The 19,742-nt window shown below is 56.9% G+C and carries 21 protein-coding genes; 6 read left to right on the plus strand and 15 right to left on the minus strand.

The window, feature by feature from the left end; genetic code table 11:
* Positions 1-21 precede the first annotated feature (21 nt).
* Positions 22-783: an NYN domain-containing protein gene (locus ACFDSS_RS01745; RefSeq protein WP_375254030.1), complete on the plus strand. Its 762-nt coding sequence runs from the start codon at positions 22-24 to the stop codon at positions 781-783.
* Here the strand turns inward: ACFDSS_RS01745 and ACFDSS_RS01750 are convergent.
* The 10 genes from ACFDSS_RS01750 to ACFDSS_RS01795 form a co-directional block, all read right to left on the minus strand.
* A complete protein-coding gene (locus tag ACFDSS_RS01750; RefSeq protein ID WP_375254031.1) occupies positions 780-1,397 on the minus strand; it encodes a TetR/AcrR family transcriptional regulator in 618 nt (205 codons plus the stop codon). The two genes, ACFDSS_RS01745 and ACFDSS_RS01750, sit on opposite strands and share 4 nt — an antisense overlap.
* Before the next feature lie 69 nt (positions 1,398-1,466).
* Complete coding sequence (locus ACFDSS_RS01755) at positions 1,467-2,048, minus strand: GNAT family N-acetyltransferase (protein WP_375254032.1); 582 nt, start codon at positions 2,046-2,048, stop codon at positions 1,467-1,469.
* Entirely contained in the window at positions 2,045-4,147 is a 2,103-nt protein-coding gene (glp, locus tag ACFDSS_RS01760; protein WP_375254033.1) for a gephyrin-like molybdotransferase Glp, read from the minus strand. Before glp ends, ACFDSS_RS01755 begins: the two co-directional genes overlap by 4 nt.
* Entirely contained in the window at positions 4,144-4,635 is a 492-nt protein-coding gene (mobB, locus tag ACFDSS_RS01765) for a molybdopterin-guanine dinucleotide biosynthesis protein B (RefSeq protein WP_375254034.1), read from the minus strand. Before mobB ends, glp begins: the two co-directional genes overlap by 4 nt.
* A complete protein-coding gene (mobA, locus tag ACFDSS_RS01770; RefSeq protein ID WP_375254035.1) occupies positions 4,632-5,219 on the minus strand; it encodes a molybdenum cofactor guanylyltransferase MobA in 588 nt (195 codons plus the stop codon). Before mobA ends, mobB begins: the two co-directional genes overlap by 4 nt.
* Positions 5,216-6,118, minus strand: coding sequence for a formate dehydrogenase accessory sulfurtransferase FdhD (locus tag ACFDSS_RS01775; protein WP_375254036.1), 903 nt, complete (start codon positions 6,116-6,118; stop codon positions 5,216-5,218). Before ACFDSS_RS01775 ends, mobA begins: the two co-directional genes overlap by 4 nt.
* 200 nt (positions 6,119-6,318) lie before the next feature.
* Positions 6,319-6,933: a hypothetical protein gene (locus ACFDSS_RS01780; RefSeq protein ID WP_375254037.1), complete on the minus strand. Its 615-nt coding sequence runs from the start codon at positions 6,931-6,933 to the stop codon at positions 6,319-6,321.
* Between the two features lie 3 nt (positions 6,934-6,936).
* Complete coding sequence (locus ACFDSS_RS01785; protein WP_375254038.1) at positions 6,937-7,071, minus strand: aa3-type cytochrome c oxidase subunit IV; 135 nt, start codon at positions 7,069-7,071, stop codon at positions 6,937-6,939.
* 66 nt (positions 7,072-7,137) lie between these two features.
* Positions 7,138-7,617 carry a DUF6173 family protein gene (locus ACFDSS_RS01790; protein ID WP_375254039.1) on the minus strand — a complete coding sequence of 160 codons (480 nt, stop codon included), beginning with the start codon at positions 7,615-7,617 and terminating at the stop codon, positions 7,138-7,140.
* Positions 7,614-8,075, minus strand: coding sequence for an Lrp/AsnC family transcriptional regulator (locus tag ACFDSS_RS01795; RefSeq protein WP_375254040.1), 462 nt, complete (start codon positions 8,073-8,075; stop codon positions 7,614-7,616). Before ACFDSS_RS01795 ends, ACFDSS_RS01790 begins: the two co-directional genes overlap by 4 nt.
* 103 nt (positions 8,076-8,178) lie before the next feature.
* Here ACFDSS_RS01795 and ACFDSS_RS01800 point away from each other — a divergent pair, with 103 nt between their 5' ends.
* From ACFDSS_RS01800 to ACFDSS_RS01810, 3 genes are all read left to right on the plus strand, one after another.
* Positions 8,179-8,418 (plus strand): DUF6356 family protein, encoded by a 240-nt coding sequence (locus ACFDSS_RS01800; protein ID WP_375254041.1) that lies wholly within the window; start codon positions 8,179-8,181, stop codon positions 8,416-8,418.
* Between the two features lie 114 nt (positions 8,419-8,532).
* A complete protein-coding gene (locus ACFDSS_RS01805; RefSeq protein WP_375254042.1) occupies positions 8,533-10,266 on the plus strand; it encodes a type I secretion system permease/ATPase in 1,734 nt (577 codons plus the stop codon).
* A gap of 4 nt (positions 10,267-10,270) precedes the next feature.
* Positions 10,271-11,578, plus strand: coding sequence for an HlyD family type I secretion periplasmic adaptor subunit (locus tag ACFDSS_RS01810; RefSeq protein ID WP_375254043.1), 1,308 nt, complete (start codon positions 10,271-10,273; stop codon positions 11,576-11,578).
* Positions 11,579-11,940: 362 nt separating this feature from the next.
* On the opposite strand, the gene ACFDSS_RS01815 is transcribed toward ACFDSS_RS01810, so the two are convergent.
* On the minus strand, positions 11,941-12,984 hold the full coding sequence (locus ACFDSS_RS01815; RefSeq protein ID WP_375254044.1) for an MBL fold metallo-hydrolase: 1,044 nt from the start codon (positions 12,982-12,984) through the stop codon (positions 11,941-11,943).
* A complete protein-coding gene (locus tag ACFDSS_RS01820; RefSeq protein WP_375254045.1) occupies positions 12,984-14,687 on the minus strand; it encodes an acyl-CoA dehydrogenase in 1,704 nt (567 codons plus the stop codon). Before ACFDSS_RS01820 ends, ACFDSS_RS01815 begins: the two co-directional genes overlap by 1 nt.
* Before the next feature lie 112 nt (positions 14,688-14,799).
* Between ACFDSS_RS01820 and ACFDSS_RS01825 the strand changes: the two genes are divergently transcribed.
* Entirely contained in the window at positions 14,800-15,750 is a 951-nt protein-coding gene (locus ACFDSS_RS01825) for an L-threonylcarbamoyladenylate synthase (protein WP_375254046.1), read from the plus strand.
* 6 nt (positions 15,751-15,756) lie between these two features.
* On the opposite strand, the gene ACFDSS_RS01830 is transcribed toward ACFDSS_RS01825, so the two are convergent.
* From ACFDSS_RS01830 to ubiA, 3 genes are read right to left on the minus strand one after another with little or no spacing between them, the layout of a single operon-like run.
* Complete coding sequence (locus ACFDSS_RS01830) at positions 15,757-16,068, minus strand: hypothetical protein (protein WP_375254047.1); 312 nt, start codon at positions 16,066-16,068, stop codon at positions 15,757-15,759.
* Positions 16,069-16,077: 9 nt separating this feature from the next.
* Positions 16,078-18,006, minus strand: a complete 1,929-nt coding sequence (locus tag ACFDSS_RS01835) for an OmpA family protein (RefSeq protein ID WP_375254051.1) — start codon at positions 18,004-18,006, stop codon at positions 16,078-16,080.
* A gap of 55 nt (positions 18,007-18,061) precedes the next feature.
* A complete protein-coding gene (ubiA, locus tag ACFDSS_RS01840) occupies positions 18,062-19,027 on the minus strand; it encodes a 4-hydroxybenzoate octaprenyltransferase (protein ID WP_375254048.1) in 966 nt (321 codons plus the stop codon).
* A gap of 11 nt (positions 19,028-19,038) precedes the next feature.
* On the opposite strand from ubiA, the gene ACFDSS_RS01845 reads away from it, so the two are divergent.
* A partial coding sequence (locus ACFDSS_RS01845) for a 16S rRNA (uracil(1498)-N(3))-methyltransferase (RefSeq protein ID WP_375254049.1) occupies positions 19,039-19,742 on the plus strand: 704 nt, incomplete at its 3' end.

Here is a 19,742-nt window from a genome sequence, read left to right on the forward strand (position 1 = left end):
CGTCAAACTGAAGGAAAGCCTATGCCCATCGACCGTAAATTGCTGGCCGTCTTGATCGATGCGGACAATATACCCGCGCGCCATGCAGGTGAAATCCTCTGCGAGGTCACCAAATACGGTGAACCGGCGCTGCGCCGGGTCTATGGCGACTGGTCGAGCAATGCTCTGGTTAACTGGAAAAAAGCTGTCGTTGAGTTGGGGATGGTCGCCAATCAGGAGACCGCCAACACGACGGGCAAGAACGCCAGTGATATCGGTCTGGTCATTGATGCCATGGATATCTTGCACACGGGGCGTTTTGATGGTTTCGTTTTGGTCTCTTCTGACAGCGACTTTACGGCATTGGCAAACCGCCTGCGCGAAAACGGGGTTGAGGTGATTGGGATTGGTGAAAGCAAAGCGCCAGTCAGTCTCAGGAATGTTTGCAATCGTTTCATCCTGATTGAGAACATCGTCAGTACCGACAAGGGATCCGTACCAACCAAGGCCCCCGCACCCCCGAAAGCTGCCACAAAGACCAAAACGGCAAAGCCGGCGGAGGCGGATACCACACGCCAGCCGCCGTCCAAGGTAATCCCTATTGTGAACAAGGCGATGGACAATATGGACCTTGAGGGAGACTGGTTTCCGCTGGGCGCGTTGGGTCAGTATATTACCAGGGCGAACCCCGACTTCGACTCGCGCACATATGGCAGTGCAAAACTTAGCGATTTGCTCGTGAAGACGGGGCGTTTTGAAGTCAAGAAAGACGGAAAAGCTGTCGAAGTACGCCGACTAGACTAAACCCCGTACCGCGCCATAAACATCTTCACCGCCCCATCAACAACCCGTCTTTTTTCGCCATCGCTGAATTCATCGGCCATATTGAAGACCATGCGCGGGAAAAGGTCGGCCTTGCACAGCTCATGAAATTGATCGGCCGCCAGTTCGAAGTCGTCAATCTGTACTTCGCCATTTGCCTGTGCCTTGTGGAAAAACGCAACCAGTCGGCTGCGCACCAGCATCGGGCCGCTTTCGTAGAATTCGCGGCCAAGTTCCGGGAAGCGGTCGCTTTCGCCGACACAAATCCGGAAAATCCGCTTGCCAAACTGTGAGGTGATGAACTCAATCATCCCTAGGGCGATTGCTTGCAAGACATCGGCAACCGGCGCGTCCATGTCGATTGTTTCAATCGCATTTTCGGCTTGCCGCTTGCACTGGTTCTTGGCGACCTGCATAAAAAGAAACCGCTTGTCCGGGAAATAGCTGTAAAGCGTGGCCTTTGAGACACCGGCCGCCTTGGATATATCGTCAACAGACGCCCCCTCGAAGCCATCGGACAAAAACACCTGTCTGGCGCCTTCCAGCACTTGATTATATTTGCGTCCTTTTTTGGGTTCGATCGTGCCGTCTGGCAATGATGCCTCCGCTCTTACGCCTCCATTATAAACTGAACGGTTTACTTCGGGCAAGGGTGACGCTGCACCCTATGCGACATCACGGACCATCGTCGTTGATGACCGGAAGCCGAAGATAAGACGCAAAAGACCAATCCTTGTGGTTTTCAGCGGCTTGAACCCGACCGCAAGATAAAGCGCCTTGGCGCGTGCGTTGGTGTCAATGACATCCAGCCTGACTTGGGAATAACCACGCTGGTGTGCCTCTTGGCAGATCGCATCCAGCAGGGCGGTTCCAATCCCTTTCCCGCGTGACTGGGGGGCCACAAAAAGCCCATCCATTAAGAAGCGGTCATTCTCCGTATCGCGTTCCAGTGCTGCAAGCAAAAGCGCACGCCACGCGGCACCCATGACGCCATAGACGCGGGTCAGATCGCGAAAACGACCGCCAACCAGCGCCCCTTCGATGGTCTTGAAGCCGACGACGCCCAAAAGCTGCCCCCCATCGTCAATCGCACAAAGTGCATGATCGGGGCGCTGGACGCTTTCAATGAACCGCAGACCCTTTTCGCGCGGTCCCAGAACTGTGCCAAGTTTCGTCCCGAAGGCTTGCCAGTAGAGATCAGCAGCGGCGGCAAGATGTGCGGGTGGGATTGGGGTGGTGATCTTCACAGGCCGAAACCGGTAAAGGGGATAAAACGCACCAGATCGCCATCCGAAATGGTCTGTGCGCCGTCATCGAGTTCCACCAACCCTGTCGCCCAGCTTAACCCTGATACCCGGCCAGAGCCTTCGGACGCGAAGACCTCGACTTGGTCATCAGTGACCCGTGCCCGCAAGTATTCACGCCGGCCTGCTTTCTTTGATTTTTTGAAGGCGGCGGGTAGCAGGTAGTACGCGGGGTCTTCCCAGTCTCCGCCTGCCATCACCCGCAGCGACGGGCCAGCGAAGACCAGCGCACATACCATCGCGGCGACCGGGTTCCCCGGCAGCCCGAAAACCGGCGTATTCTGCCAAAGCCCCAACGCCAAAGGCCGTCCCGGTTTCATCGCAATCCGCCACAATGCCAAAGATCCGGTGCCTTCCAACAGAGCGGACATATGATCTTCGTCACCGGCAGAGGCCCCGCCTGATGTCAAAATGACATCACAACGAGACGCCGCATCATCGAGAATACCGCGCAATGTTTCACGGTTGTCAGGCGCGCGGCCAAGATCGACGACGTGATAGCCCCAACGTGCTGCAAGCGCGCAAAGCATGGGTCGATTGGCGTCATAAATCTGACCGGTATCAGCGGTTTGTCCCGCCTCACGCAACTCATCGCCCGTCGAAAGAACCCCGATACGCAGTTTTTGATAGACACGCACTGCCCCAATACCGACGGCGGCCATCATGCCCAGATCAGCAGGGGTGATCAGCCTTCCACTTTGCAGGATAACTTGGCCATCCTGCATATCTTCACCCGCCCTCCGCGCGTTTGCGCCCAGTTTGAGGGGGCCGTGAAAGCTAATCTGACCGGCGGAGACCTTTACGTCTTCTTGCAATACGACTGTATCGACACCGTCCGGAGTGTTGGCGCCGGTCAAAATGCGGACTGCATGGCCCTCAGGAACTGTGCCCCCATATGGCGCACCTGCCGCCGACCGCCCATCAACAAGAACGAGATTGTTAAGACCACTCGGCGCAGGACCTTTGAACCCATAGCCATCGATCGCCGAATTCCGGGCGGGGGGGTGCGCGCGCTGGGTCGCGACGTCTTGCGCGAGCACACGCCCCGCCGCATCTGAGAGCGCGATCGTCTGATCTGCGACCACGACAGTCAGATGGTCGCGCAAGTGCTCTTGTGCTTCTTTCACGGGCGTCCAATGCGCACCTTGTGGCATCGCAAAACAGTCGTTCTTCAAAGGTGGCGGCGCGAATTGACCCATCGCTTCAGCGGTTAGCATCGCTTCATGCCCCAACCCAAGGATCGACCCCTCGGGCGTCTTTGGAACATCGCACATTTGCGCAATAAGTTCCGCAGGCAATGCAGAAAGCGTCTGCGCGAGTAAGACGACCTGATGGGCATCTTTAATCCGGCCTTCGGGCTGGGTTGCGGACACGGCTTTTGCGATCAAAGAGGGCCAGATCTCTACAAGCGCAATTGGTTTGTCGAGCGTCTCAAATGGCCAGACGGCGATGTCTGGCGCGAAGGATTTGCGTAGCCTGTTCAGCACCGGCAGGCCCATGATGACTTGACTGCCTACGGCCCCGACACCTGACAGTTGCCAGACTGCAAAAGCGCCCTTGGCCTGTTGTTCGGCGATCCGTTTTTCGGGCATATCGTGACCGTGACGCGCGCGGCCCTTGCGTGGAAGATGCGCGATATCGCGGCCCAACCCATTGCCCCAAAATGGCCCAATGCCGGGGAATAGTTCGTTGATTTCACCCGCAAGATCAAAGCGGTTGTTCGCGTCGGGCGTATCTTCGACCCGCTCTTCCAGCCAGTCCCAGACCGCAAAAGGGTCATCCGTGCCGGTCAGCACCTGACCGAATCCCTGCGGATAGCCAAATGCAAAGTCGAAACCCGCCAGTACACTTCGTCCAGCGGAGCGTTCGGCCTTCAATAACCCGTTGATCCAGACTTCGGCAACCTGCCGATTGCGTAGATAGACGGGTGCATCGGCCATACCGTCACGGGCCACACAGACCCATATTGCGTCTTTCTTGGGCTTTGGTCCGCGGTCTTTTCCGCCGGACCAATCGACCATCAGGAAGGTGTCAAAGCTCATAGCCCGACCTCGGACAGGATAAAATCAGCGATGGCCTTTGTGTCATTGAGATCAAAGACAGGTTGCCGAACGTCCAGAGGCGCATCGCTTGCAATCGCGCGTACCGTGTCGTCGTCAGGGGCGATCAGCGGGTTGCCTGTTTCGGCGCGGTAGGCCTCTACCTTGGGGTGGCGGTCGCGTTTGTAGCCTTCGACCAACACCAGATCGACCGGGTCGAGACGGGCGAGCAAATCTTCCAAAGATGCCTCGCGCGCATCGTGCAATTCGGTCATCAACGCCCACCGCGTGCGCGACGACAAGAGCACCTGATGCGCCCCTGCATCGCGATGCCGATAGCTGTCTTTGCCGGGATGATCGACGTCAAAACTGTGGTGCGCATGTTTCAGGGTCGAGACGCGAAATCCGCGGCCTGTGATCTCTGTGACAAGGCGCTCCATCAGACCAGTTTTGCCTGCGTTCTTGTAGCCAACGACACCGAAGATTTTCATAGCATGGCCTGTGCGGTGGCCAGATCGTCTGGCGTGTTGACGTTAAAGAAAGCCGCATCGTCAGGAAACTGTGCGGTGGTTCCGTTGTGTTTGTCAGTCCACATCACAACTTTGCGCAGCCCGTCCTTCAAGGCCGCGCGCAGGTCGTCACGCAGTGCTGTCGGCCAAAGCCCGAACGTCGGGTGCCGCCCGTCCGACGTGCGGGCCAAGGCGATATCCGTACCTGTGTTTTCAGCCGCCAGAATGAGTCGCGGCACCAAATCGCAAGGGAAGAATGGTGTGTCGGCAGCGGCGGTCACGATATGGTTCGCACCTTGCGCGGCGGCCCAATCAAGACCGGCCAGAACCCCCGATAAAGGCCCCGCAAATCCGGCTATGCTGTCGCTGACAACCGGCAGCCCGAATTCCCCAAATCGCGCTGGATCGCCGTTGGCGTTCAGCGCGATACCCGCCACCTGTGGTTCCAGCCGCGCGATGACGTGACCAAGGATCGTCCCATTGCCCAGTGGCAGCAGTCCCTTGTCGCCACCGCCCATGCGCGTGGCTTGACCCCCCGCGAGGATGACACCCAAAGGTTGCTTCATCGGCCAGCCCCTTTGCGTCCCATCTTGCGCGGTTCATCGGCCACCTTTGTGGGGTCTGCATCGCGGATCAAACGCGCTTCGCCTGCCAGACACACGAAACGCTGACCTTTCATCCGTCCGATCAAGGTTAGCCCGATTTGCTGTGCGATTTCAACACCCCAAGCCGTAAATCCAGACCGTGATGTGAGAACCGGAATACCCATCATCGCGGTTTTGATGACCATTTCAGATGTCAGGCGGCCCGTAGTATAGAGGATCTTGTCGTCGGCTGAGACACCTTCCGACAACATCCACCCGGCGATCTTATCTACCGCGTTGTGGCGTCCCACGTCCTCCATATAAACCAATGGACGATCGCCGTGGCACAGGATCGTGCCGTGGATTGCGCCAGCCTCCAGATATAGCGATGGCGTGCGGCTGATCGTTGCCGCGAGCGCATAGAGATCAGAGGTGCGCACCTTCAAATCAGGCAGGCTGACATCTTCAAGCCCCTCCATCATGTCGCCAAATACCGTGCCGACGGCGCAACCGCTGGTGCGCGTTCTTTTCTTCAGTTTTTCTTCATAGGTCGTCTGGCTGGCCGTGCGGACGACCACCGTTTCCAGCTCCTCGTCGTAGTCCACACCGAGCAGTTCATCATCGTCGCGCAGCATCCCTTGATTGCGCAAAAACCCTAGCGCGAGGTATGCGGGGTAGTCGCCAATCGTCATGGCAGTGACGATTTCTTGCGCGTTCAGAAAGATCGTCAGAGGGCGTTCTTCGACCACGTTGAGCTGGATCACGTGTCCGTTCTGGTCGGTCCCTTCAACCGCGCGGGTCAGACGCGGCTGCGCGGGATCGGGCGCAATCAGGTAACCTGAGGTGTCTTCAATGCGCGCCAATTTTATTTTTCCTGACATGGTGGATAAAAGATCGCCCAGCACCCGTTAAGCTAGGGCAAAGCCAAGATGACTTCTACATCGAAAACCGCGGGGCTGTCTCTGACGCGTCGGTCGTGTTTATGACAATCCCATTTGATGCAGGGCTCACGCCGGCGCAGGCGATGGGCTTCACAAAGCAGGTAAGAACAGGTGCGTGACGCTCTACGCCACGATGGGGATTACTGCCCTGCGCCGAGTGCCGTGCGTATTTGCGCGGCGGCAATGGATTTATCGTCGTCGTCGTCTTCACGGTATTCCTGAGTGACGACATTCGGGAGCTGTCCGAAGTCTCTTTGCAGGCTATTGGGGAACCAAGTCTGCCCAATGCTTCCAAACCCGGGAAGACGCCGCAGCAGTTTTGACGTCACGCGCGCGCAGTTTGCCTGTGCAACCGGCCCGGCCTGAAGCGAGAGGTTGAAGGCTTGTTCAGCAACTTCTGGCGGCACCTCGAAGTTTTGCCCGATGACATAGAAAGACTTTCGCGCATGGAAACTCACGTAGTATTCTTCAAGTCTTGGTGAGACGCCAAAAAGCACGTCATTGCGCTCTGGCATGACATCTTGCGACCATGACCCCGCTGGGTCGAACATGACGCGCTGATTGGCATTGATGAGTAGCGCCGTGTGGGCGCCGCTATTATCACGCACCTTTTTCATGGTGTAGAGCGTCAGGTATTTGCGGCCCGGTTCGCGGTAAATTGCGCGCGAAACCACGTCGTCCGGTGCCCACACTTCGGTCGCGCCACAGGCGGATAGCGCCAAAGGCAGGCCAATGATAAAGCGGCGACGGTCCATGTATCAGACCGCGACGAGCGCCAAAAAGATCAGAAAAATGATAATCCCGATTGCGGTTTTTGTGGTCCAGTTCATGAAGCTTGCAAATGTCTTTTCCTGAACGGATGTATCCATTTCACCGTGCTTGTGTTCTGCCATGATCCGGCTCCTTTTTGATCCTAGTTTCCCATTTCCATAGACGATTCATCGCGCCTTGTCACGCGGTCAAGACGTCTCATCGGTGTCCCGCTCTAGCGCCGTGGCGAGACGGAAACCAATGCGCGTCGGCTCTGGTTGGTCGATGTGTTTTGGGCTGGACACGAGTGACACATTCAACTGGCTGACATGCTGGATCAACTGTGTCTTTGCGCCGGCTTCATTGACACCATAGTAGGTGACGATGTCTGGGTCGTAATAGCCTAACCCTTCGATCCTGATGACCCCGGTATTGCCACTGGTCAGGCCCAAGCCGACTTCTTGGTCATTGTCTAGCTGCTTTTCAAAGTTCTGGATATACATGATGATCCGCTCGTAGGCCCACTGCGCGGCGCTCTTCTTTGTTGCGGGTTCAGACAGTGCCTTTGGCAAGGTGCCATCGGCGACGCTTGCGACATTGGGGTCTGTGTGCACTTCGCTGCTTTTGGGCAGGATATCGTTTTCCATCAGCTCGGCTGAGGTATCGATCTGCATCGTTGGTTTACTCATAGCGGCACCGCTGTTGTTTCCTTGATCTCCTGCATAACGAAACTTGCCGAAATGTCCGAAACAGAAATCTGTGATGTCAGCCTCTTGTAAAAGGCATCATAGGCCGGAACATCCGCAACGCGCACCCGCAGCACATAATCAAGATCACCCGTCATCCGGTAGGCCCCCACGATTTCTGGAAAAGCTTGCAGCGTCGCCTGAAACTGCTTCATCCATGCTGCGTCATGGGCATTTGTGCGGATCATCACCATCGCTGTCAGCGGCACGCCGACACTGGCAGGGTCCACCAAAGCCACGCGTCCCTTTATCACGCCGGACTGTTCGAGCGCCTTGATCCGTCGCCAACAGGCATTGCGTGAGAGATTGACGATCGCGCCTACCTCATCAACCGAAAGCGTAGCATCACTTTGGAGTGCCCGTAGGATTGCGCGGTCTATTATGTCCAAAGAATGTCCCATAGATGAGATGATATCCCAATGAACACAAAAATGGCAACTAAAGATGGGACGCATTCGGCCGTATGACGGGTTAGGTTGCCCCGAAGCAAACAGGAGACTGCACATGTCGGACACGACCCAGAATGAACCGCGCAAATCGACTTTTTCGGCGCTTTTTCTCGATCACCCGGCTACGGTGGATGAGACCTATTTCCAGCATATGCGGTTTGCATTCAGTTTTGCATTCTGGCTGGGCGTCGCGGCGATCGGCGCGCTTGTGCACGCGTTCATTCCGGCATTGTGTGAAACCACCGCAAGCCGCATCCTGAAGCGATTGAACGACCGTATCGCGCGTCGGCACTGACTTTGTTGGTTGAAGACTGGCGCTGCGCGCTCTGAAGGTAAGGATCACGGCAGTTCACATATTCAATTCTTGCCACTATACCTATAGTTGCCGAGTTTGGCTGTTGTAGGAGTGATGAGCGGATTGCCCGAGAAGTCAAATCAACAAAGCATCTTGTCGCTGGCTGCGGCAAGAAGTCGAAATCTCTTGATTATTGCCTTAGTGTTCAGCGTTTTCACAAATCTTTTGATGCTCACCGGACCGCTTTTCATGTTGCAGGTCTACGATAGGGTTCTCAGTTCGCGGTCAGAGGAAACGCTTGTTGCGCTGTTCGGTTTGGTTGCGCTGTTATTCTTCATCTACGGGTTGCTTGAATACGCAAGAGGTCGTGTCACGGCGCGGATAGGCGCGCGAATCCACAGCACGTTTGGCCCCTGCGTGTTCCGCGCCATCCTTGAGACATCAGCGCTGAAGAAGGGCACTGATGTTCAAAAGCATGGATTGCAAGACATCGAAGCGCTCAGGATCTTTTTCTCATCGCCGCTGTTGCTGGCGATATTTGATCTTCCTTGGACTCCTGTGTTCTTGCTGGCGATCTTTATCTTTCATCCGCTTCTGGGCTGGATGGCTCTCGCTGGTGGTGGTGTCTTGGTCATAACTGCGCTGATAAATCAGTTGCTGACCTATAAAAAAACTGAGAAGGCGCAACTCGCGAACCATTCGGCACATGGATTTGCAGGTCAAGTACAGGGCCTTAGCGAATTGGCTTGGTCTCAAGGCATGGGTTCGGTTCTCGAAACACGTTGGCAGCGTATCCAGAACGAAGCCCAGGACCTTGCGATCCGGGCGAATGATTGGACCGGCGGGTTCACGTCCTTTACCAAGGCGTTTCGGTTTTTGTTGCAGGCGGCGATGCTGGGTCTTGGCGCATGGCTGGTGTTGCAGAACGAATTGACCGCGGGTGCCATGATTGCCTCGACGATCTTGCTTGGGCGTGCGCTCGCGCCGATCGAACAATGCCTGCCATATTGGCCACTCGCGCAAAAGGCACGGCGCGGTTGGAAGAACTTGCAACACCTGCTGAACACGTTGGCCAAGAACGAGGAGCCAACCAGATTGCCTGCGCCAGAGGCATCTTTGAACGCTCGGGATGTATCTGTTTTTGTCCCAGGTCAGGAAAAGCCTGTTCTGAAATCCATTACTTTCTTTGTTGCACCAGGTGAAGCGCTCGGCATCATCGGAAGAAGTGGATCGGGGAAAAGCACGCTGGCCCGTGTCATCATGGGGTTGGTAAAGCCGACGATTGGCGAGATGCGCCTTGGAGGTGCAACGTTGCATCAATACGGCGCTGAAAGGTTGGGAAAACTCATCGGGTATCTGCCGCAGAATGTTCAGTTTTTCGATGGTACGATCGCCGAGAATATTGCGCATATGTCGTTAGAGCCATCTGCCGAGCAGGTGGTCGCAGCTGCCAAGAAAGCGCGTGTGCACGACGTTGTTCTACAGCTTGATGATGGCTACGACACACGCATTGGGCCCGGCGATCCAAAGCTGTCCGGAGGTCAGATGCAGAGGCTGGCTTTGGCGCGCGCTCTTTATGGCGATCCGACGGTGCTTGTTCTAGACGAACCAAACTCTGCGTTGGACAATGAGGGCTCTGACGCCTTGAATGCGGCTGTATCGGAAATGAAAGCCGCAAAGAAGTCCGTCATAATCATGACCCACCGCCCCGGTGCAATCATGGAGTGTGATCAATTACTGATGATCGAACGGGGTGAAGCCAGAATTTATGGCCCGCGCGACGAAGTCATCAAAAAGACGATGAAAAATGCCAGCGTCGTTCAGAAACAAATGAAGCAAGGCGAATAATGGCATGAGCTCAGATGATCCTATCAAGTGGAGCGCCAATAAGCCGATCTTTATCGGCATCTTCGGCATTTTCATTCTGCTCGGTGGACTGGCTTACTGGAGTCTGAACACCGAAATCGCAGGCGCAGTTGTCGCCAGTGGAACAGTCGAGGTTGAGGCCGAACGCCAGGTTGTCCAGCACCCTAACGGCGGCGTTGTATCCGCGATATTTGCACGCGATGGGGATATCGTTGCCGTCGGTGATGTTTTGATTGAGTTGGATGGCACGTTTCTCAAATCTGAACTGGAAGTTGTCGAGCGGCAGTTGATGGAGATCTTGGCGCGCCGGCTGAGGCTCGAAGCGGAACGTGATGAGCAAACCACGCTTGAAGTCTGGGGACTTGCAGACTTCCAGACGTTGGACCCGGAATGGATGGAAGGTCAGGTGCAAGGGCAGCGAAATCTTTTCGTTGCAAGATTGGCTTCGCATGAGAATGGGGTCGCACAGCTCAGGCAGCAATCCGAACAGATTGATAATCAGGTTCTTGGGATTGAAGCGCAGGCAGAGGCGCTGACCGATCAGTTGGAGCTGGTCAATTCCGAGGTTGCAGATTTGGATAACCTATTCGAACAAGGGTTGGTTCAGGCCTCACGCGTGATGACGATGAAGCGGGAGCAGGCCCGCCTGAAGGGCGACATTGGAGAGCTGGCGGCAGCCATGGCCGAGGCCCAAGGACGCAAGTCCGGGATTGAAATTGAAATCATCAATATGGAAAACCGTCGCAGGGAAGATGCAATTACGCAGCTGCGCGACCTACGATTTAGTGAAATCTCATTGGTTCAGAACCGCCAGAGCCTCGGGCAGCGCCTTTCAAGGCTCGATGTAAGGGCGCCATCAGAGGGGATCGTTTTCGGATCTTCCGTTTTTACAGAAAACGCAGTTGTCAGACCAGCGGATCCGATCATGTTCATCGTCCCCAAGGATCAACCGTTGCAGGTGTCGGCAAGGGTTGACCCGGTTCACGTGGATCAGGTTTTTGTCGGCCAGCCGGTATCGCTCAGGTTCAGCACATTTAACCAGCGCACAACGCCAGAAGTGCCGGGGATCGTGGTGCGGATATCTGCAGACACCTTTACCGATGATGCCCGCCAGATGACGTATTATGAAGCGGTGCTGCAGCCGGACAGCGCGGCTTTGGATGCGTTGGAGAATGTTGTCCTGGTTCCCGGTATGCCCGTGGAAGCGTTTTTGAAAACCGAAAGCAGGACCCCGCTTTCCTATCTCATGCAGCCGCTAACGTCGTACTTCAGGCGGGCATTCAGAGAGAGCTGATGTGCTTTCCCTTTGCCTAAGCGCCGAAACGCACAATGATTGTTCGCGCCGAATGAGGCAATCAAAAGACGCGTGAGGTCAAGCTTTCTGAAATGCCTGTGACCGTCATCGACAGTGTTGAGCATTCGAAAACCTCAAATCTGTCCCACAGGCGCTGACATCAGACATGTCGTGATGGGATCGGGACTATTTGAAAGGTCTTGTCGTGGTCTATGGCGCGATCTTGCTCCGGTTTGCGACTTCGAGATCACTTCTTTGGACGTTCGGAGGCTCTTTCAAGCCCCATTTCAGGCAGACAGCATGTGTTGTGTGACGGCTGAGACAGACCAGTGTTTTGAACATGCGGTTTCAGGCCATGCGTCCTAGTCCGTAACCCTCTGAAAACCCCAGGCGCCGTCTTCGCGTAGCACCCGCGTCGCGCGCCCTGTTTGTTGCAGGTGATTGAGGTGGGCGACCGCCTCAACCAGTGCCAGCCCGTATTCTGCTGCCGCAACTTCACGCTTGAAAACCGGCAAAAAACACTCCCCAGCGCTGCGCGGCGCATCCAGGAAACCGATCAGACGATCAAGCGCGCCGTGGTGGTTGTCGATCAGTTGCCGCAGGCGCAACGGCAGGCCGGTAAATGGCAATTTGTGACCGCCAAGTACGAAATGGTCGTTGCGCGCATCGCTCTGGAACTTCTCGCATGACCGCAACCAATCCGAGACCGGGTCAGCATCGGGTTCGGTTGGATAGACGCCCAAGTTGGGGCTGATGGACGGTAAAAGTTGATCGCCGCCGATGACGAGATTGTCGTCACGGCTCCAGAATGTCGCATGTTCAGGGGCGTGCCCGTCGCCCATGCGAATATCCCAAATGCGCCCACCCATTCTGATCGTTTCGCCATCAATCAAGCGGGTGTAGCCAAGTGGCAATGGCGCGACGCAATCGGCAAAATTGAAAGGGCGCTCTTTGCTGCGCTTTTCCAAGACCGCAGCGTCCATGCCAGCCAATTTGTAGAACGCGAGCGCTTCCGCATTTGGCACGGCTTGCGCATCCAGCGTTAACATACGTGCCATCAGCCAGCCAGTGCGCGGCATGTGCAACGATGCGCCACGCGCGATAAACCATCCGGCCAGACCCACGTGATCGGGGTGATGATGGGTGACCACAACGCGCGTCACGGGTCGCCCCTGCATTGGTCCTGCCAGCAGCTTTTCCCAGATCGCACGGCCCCGTTTTGACGCAAATCCGGTGTCGATGATTGTCCAGCCGTCGCCATCATCCAGCGCGTAGACGTTCACGTGATCCAGCGCCATGGGCAACGGAAGCTGCATCCACAAGACGCCGGGGGCGAGCGTAATTGCCTCGCCCTCGGCGGGTGGGGTAGGATGGGGGTATCGGATCCCGCCGTCAGTTTGCAGCATTATGCGGCGAGGTCCTCTGCAGTGATTGCCATCAAATCATCAGCGCCTTGACGCACATGCGCCAGAAGGTCCGCGTGTTCCGGTAGCATACGTTTGATGTAAAAGGTCGCGAGGCGCTGGCGGGCCGCATCACCAGTAAGCGCGCTCTTGAGGTGGATATATCCCCCCAGAACCCTTGCAAATGCCCGCAAATACGGGACGGCCCCAGCGAAACGGTGATCCAGATCATCCTGCGCGATCAGCCATTCGGTGGTTTCACGCAATGTTTCGGCAGATTGCCAAACGGTCTCTGCCAAGACGGGGAGGGTGGTCTTTGCCTGTTCTGCAAAACCTTCGATTTCTTCCAGCAGGTTGAAGGCCGCGTCACCACCGTCCATGAGCTTGCGCGCCACAAGATCCAGGGCCTGAATACCGTTGGTGCCTTCATAAATCGCCGTCACGCGCACATCGCGGGCGTATTGCGCGGCACCGGTTTCTTCGATGAAACCCATGCCGCCATGGACCTGAATGCCAGTGGTGGAAACTTCACACCCCACGTCAGAGCCGAAGGCCTTGCTGATGGGGGTCAGAAATGCTGCCCTTGCTTGCCACACAGGGTCGTTGGTTGCGGCGGCCATGTCGATAGCGACGGCGTTCATCATGGTGATACCGCGCGCCGCAAATGTGTCGGCTTTCATGCTTGTCAGCATACGGCGTACATCCGCATGTTCAATGATCGCGCCGCTACCAGAAGCTTTGCCCTGCTTGCGCTCAACCGCATAGGCGACCGCGTGTTGCAGCGCAGCTTCGGCGACGCCGACGCCTTGGGTACCGACACCCAGACGTGCGTTGTTCATCATGGTGAACATTGCGGCCATGCCGCAATGCGCTTCACCGACCAACCAGCCCTTGGCACCGGAATATTCCATCACTGCCGTTGGTGAGCCGTGCAGGCCCATTTTATGTTCAAGGCTGACGACACGCAGGTCGTTTTTTTGGCCGGGGGTCCCGTCGGCATCGGGGATCAGCTTTGGCACCATAAAGAGGCTGATGCCCTTTGTCCCTTTTACCCCGTCGGGCAGGCGGGCAAGCACAAGGTGGCAGACGTTCTGGGTGAAGTCGTTGTCTGCCCAGCTAATATAAATCTTCTGCCCGGTAATCGCGTATGTGCCGTTGCCAAGCGGCTCTGCCTTGGTGCGCAATGCGCCCACGTCTGATCCGGCTTGCGGTTCAGTAAGATTCATTGTGCCGTTCCACTCCCCTGAGATCAACTTTGGAATATAGAGGGCTTTGATCTCGTCAGAGGCATGGTGTTCCAGCGCCTCAATCTGGCCTTGCGTCATCAATGGGCTAAGCTGGAGTGACAGACAGGCGGCTGCGATCATCTCGTTGACGGCATTTGTCAAGGTCATCGGCAGACCCAAACCGCCGTTTTCTGGCGCGGCTGACATGCCGATCCAGCCGCCTTCTGCAATCGCGGCATAGCCGTCGGCAAATCCCGGGGACGTCCGCACTACACCATTGTCAAGATATGCCGGATGTGTGTCGCCGATGCGGTTCAAAGGGGCCAGTATGTCTTCGGTCATTCTTGCGGCCTCCGACAGGATAGCCTGCGTCATATCAGGGGTCGCGTCAGCGAAGCGGTGGGTCTGCGTGACCTGCGCAAAGCCCACGACATGATCCATCAGAAAACGAATGTCGCCCACTGGCGCGCGATATGGCATTGGTATTTCTCCGAATATCCCGCTGCTTGGCAAATGGCGGGACGCAAGTTATGCACTGAATATTGGGCCAGCTTATCCATGCGTGCCCGCCCATCAACCAAAACGCCACGTCATGATGAAACGACAACTGCAAAGGCTGCGGCCGGACACCCATGGTATTACCACCGCGGCGACGTTTTTGCGGGCTGGTGGCCTGGTGTCGTTCCCGACTGAAACGGTTTACGGCCTTGGCGCGAATGCCTGCGATGATGCAGCCGTCGCGCGTATCTATGAGGCCAAAGGGCGGCCCAGTTTCAACCCTTTGATCGCCCATTTGGGATCGCGTGATGCGGCTGAAAAGCTCTGCCGGTTCAATCAAGATGCAAAAGCTCTGGCAGCCGCGTTCTGGCCCGGTGCCTTGACCCTGGTGTTGCCCTTGAAGAACGGGGCGAAAGTTTCAAAGCTCGTGACAGCAGGCTTGGAGACATTGGCTGTGCGTATGCCGGATCATCCCGTTGCCACTGCACTTTTGTCGGCCTTTGATGGGCCGATTGCCGCGCCGTCGGCAAACCCTTCCGGACGGGTCAGCCCGACGACCGCTGACCACGTGGTTGCGGGGCTTGGGGACCGGATTGACGCAGTGATTGACGGCGGACCCTGCAAAGTCGGCGTTGAATCAACGATTGTTAGCTGTGTGGATAAACCTGCCTTGCTGCGCGCTGGTGGCATTCCCGTTGAAGCGCTGGAGGCCTGTCTTGGGCAGTCTTTGCAGCGGCCCGGCGATCCATCAGTGCCGGTGTCCCCTGGACAACTGGCGTCGCATTATGCGCCAAAGGGCAAGATGCGCCTCAACGCGCGCCATGCGGAGGCGGACGAAGTTATGTTGGGGTTCGGCCCGGTAGAGGGCGATCTTAACCTCTCGCGGTCCGGTGACCTGATCGAAGCCGCAGCGAACCTCTTTGCGTGTTTGCACAGGCTTGATGAAATGCAGGCATCCGCCATCGCTGTGTCGCCCATCCCCGATACGGGTCTTGGTCGCGCAATAAACGACAGGTTGCGCCGCGCTGCCGCGCCGCGTGACTAGGCCCGTCTATTCCAGCTTGCTGCGCAATTCTTCGGCGTCTTGCCGTGCCTCGCGTAGCCCGTCCATAGCAGCCCGCAATTCCGCTTCGGTCTGGCTCAGCTGGTTAGTCATCTCCGCTTCGCGCTGCTGTAGATAGGTAATCGCCTGATCGCGGGTTTCCTCGGCCTCGTGCAAGGCCTGAGCCATCTTGTCCAATTCACCGATTTCAGCCTTCGTGACGCGGGTGAAGCGATTGACCAGCCAGCTCGCAAACCAGCCCAAGCTGAAGGCCACAAAGAGAATGATAGCCGTCGCAACAATGAATTCTGTTCTGTTCATGGGGGCCGCCTATTCGTTGTCCGCGTGGGGTTCGGTTGATTCGTGTGGTGCTGTGTCCTGCGCGTTTTCATCAGCCACGGGAGCGTCCTGCGGGTGTTCGTCAAGTCCAGAGGTTTCATTGGTTGTGGTGCCAGGCACAATCAGGCTGAATTCGATGCGCCGGTTTGCCTCGCGGCCTTCTTCTGTCTCATTGTCGGCAATCGGATTGTCTTCGCCAAATCCAACTGTTCGGAACGTGGACACCGGAACGCGTCTTGCGCGCAGGGCAGTCAGAACGGCATCGGCGCGGTCCTGCGAAAGCTGCTGGTTCATCACTTCGCGTCCTTGGCTGTCAGTGTAGCCGGCAACCTGAATAGGCAGATCGCTGCACGTCTTCAGGATTTCGGCAATCTCATCGACGACGGGTTGCGTCGCCGCCGTCAAATCGGCAGAGCCGGGGTCAAATGTGATTTTGCGCCCTTCAGTTGTTGCGATGATCTTCGCGATACATTCTTCAGGCGTCGGAATGGCCGCTATCGGATCGAGCGCTTCGACATAGGTGACATCAATTTCAAAATCTGCCGTCTGGCCAAGTCTTTCGATCAAGAGCCGCGCAATTGCGGCACCTGCATCTTGGTTACCCGCGTTACCGCGCACTTCAAATGTTGTGGGTTGCACATCGACAACGCCGTTTGACAGCCCGGACAATGCATCGAGTGCTGCAAGAATGCGGATCGACCAGCCATTGGGAAGGTTTTCTGCGATGCGGGTGCCCATGGTGATATTGGCGCCGCCGAATTTGGCATTGGCAAAGTTTTCAACAACCGTGTTTGTCATCTGATCGGGCACGCGACCGCGTAACTGAACGTCGCCCTCAGGGCTCAGAGTGGCCGTGAACGTGGCGATGGCATCGGGATTTTCGTCGGTTTCGATCGGCAATTCGGAGGTGAGCGCAAAAGCGTCCGGCAACGCATTCTCCAAACGACCGATCACGGTGTCAAACATGCCCTGCGATGTGCCGGCACGGGCTAGCAGAGTGACATCCGTGTCAGCAATTGTGACGGTCCCGCCACCCAGATCAGCCACGGCGTCAATTGCCAGTGCGACGGCCCGTCCCCATGTCTGCGACGGCGCGCCAAGGGCCAGAACACAGTTCGCCCGCTGCTGGAAGCCTGCACCGGACGCCGCTGTCAGGATCTCGTCCAATGCCTCATCGGTGTCTGCCGTACAGGCCGCAAAGCGGGCGCCAGCCTCATCAAGGATAAACCGCGTCGTGAAGGGAGAGATCACCGGCCTTGGCGCGCTGATTTCCACCGCAAGCCGCAGGTTATCGGGCGCGTTGCGTGCCAGTGCAATCTCAAGGCGGCGCTTTTCGTCGGGACTGTCGGAGATCGCATTCACACTCACCCGATCCGCGCTGACCGAAATCTTGGACTTCGTGAGCATCTCCAAAGCGCGTACTGCGTAATTGACGGCATCTGTCCAGGTCTCAGGTTCGGGGTAGTCACCAGCCTCCAGAAGGTCAGTCACTGGCAAACCTCCTGCAATGCGCTGGATACGCGCGGCCAGCGCTTCACGATCTGTTGATGCCGGGATAAGACCGATAAGAGACACGCCTGCATTATTCCGCAGGATCTCAATGCCGAAATCAGGTGGCGCGATTTGCGCCGAATCGGTGACAGAGAGGTTGTCAATAACGCGGCTTGCATCGACCTGAGTGCCAGCTGCGGAAATTGCGCGAAACCTGACGGCCTCTGTCGGCGCTTCACCTTCGAGGATCACTTGCAGCCCGTCACCCAGCACTGACGTCCATTCATATCCTTGATCTACAAGCGTCTCTTGCACTGCAATCACTGAGCGTTGCTCAACTTCTGCCACGGTTGCCTTGGCAGCCAGATAAGAAAATCCGCCTGCGGCGGCAAAGACAACCAGTCGGATGAAGATCGCTGAAAGGCGCATGATGTTCCGCTTGCTAAACTGCACACTGCATAAGGCTATGCGCGTCGAGGTTCAATCACACCAAAAGCGCTATGGCGAAAAATGGCAGAGGAATTAATCCCGCGTCGCGGTTTGACCGGAAAATCCTGAGCAGGCCGTCCTGATCGTCTGGATTGAACTTGGTCAGTTGCCACGTCAAATGCCACCCCAGCGCCCATGGGCCGCCAATCGCAATGACGACTGACAGAATGGACCGTTCATGTACGGCCAACAGGACCGCAAGACCGAGCAGGATCACCGTCACGGTCAAGAACAGGCGCAGCCATTTTCGACTGTCCTCGCCAAACAACCTCGCCGTGGATTTCACCCCGATCAGCGCATCGTCTTCGGCGTCCTGATGGGCATAGATCGTATCGTAAAACAGCGTCCATGCGATGCCCGCCAAATACAGCACAATCGGGACCGGCCCGATGCTGTTGGTATGTGCAGCCCACGCCAGCAAAGCACCCCAGTTGAACGCAATTCCCAGGAACACCTGCGGCCACCACGTGAACCGCTTGGCGAATGGGTAGATGGCCACGGGCACCAGGGCTATCACTCCCAAGATGATCGCCGTGGGAGGGAATGTTACCAGAATAAGGAACGCCAAAAGCGTCTGCACGAACATCCACAAAACCGCACCCCGGACGCTCACTTGCCCTGACGGGATCGGACGCGAGCGTGTTCTGGCAACGGACCCGTCAATCTCGCGGTCGGTGATGTCATTCCATGTGCAGCCTGCGCCACGCATCAAGAATGCGCCAATTGCGGCACCCACAATGATCCACAGATCACGAAGGCTATAGCTGTCGGTCGCCAAAACCGCCAGCGCCAACCCCCAAAGGCACGGCAGATACAAAAGCCACGTCCCGATCGGCCTGTCAGCCCGGCTGAGCCGCAAATAGGCACGGATAGGCTTTGGCGCAAAACGGTCGACCCAATTGTCGGGAGGCGCATCAGCGACGGTGCCGTTCGGCTCTGGCATCTGGGCGTTGTCGGTCATATGTTCCGCCTATGGCATCCAAAGTTCGTCTTTATGTAGAGCACCCGTTGGGGGAAGGGCAATCGGTTCCGCTGACGCGCGAGCAGGCGCACTACCTTTTTGGGGTGATGCGTCTTGCCGAAGGCGCTGTGATCTCGCTGATAAACGGCACAGATGGTGAATGGGATGCCTTGGTTGTAAAGGCGGGCAAGAATGGCGGTATTCTGCTCTGTCAGACGCAAACGCGCGCCCTGCAATTGCCGCCTGACCTGTGGCTGCTCTTTGCGCCTATTCGCAAGGAACGCACGGCCTTTATCGTTGAAAAGGCAGTGGAAATGGGCGCTGCACGGGTCATGCCGGTGCAGACTGACTTTACCCAAGGCGCCAGCCGCATTCGCCAAGATAAGTTGCAAGCCCATGCCATTGAAGCGGCCGAGCAATGCGGCGGGACCTTCGTGCCGCCTGTTGATGACTTGGCGAAACTGGACCGTGTGCTTGCGGATTGGCCCGGCGGTCGGCAGCTTATGTTTTGTGACGAAATTTTGATAAGCGATCCTGTCGGATTGCCCGCAATAAGCGGCCCTTGGGCGATACTGATCGGGCCAGAGGGCGGGTTTTCACCGACTGAACGCGATCGTTTGCGTGGTTTGCCCTTCGCACATCCCGCCGGCCTTGGCCCGCGGATCTTGCGCGCGGATACCGCGGCTGTGGCGGCGCTGACAGTTTGGCAGCAGGC

It is taken from the genome of Yoonia sp., from assembly GCF_042093035.1.
Classification (GTDB): domain Bacteria; phylum Pseudomonadota; class Alphaproteobacteria; order Rhodobacterales; family Rhodobacteraceae; genus Yoonia.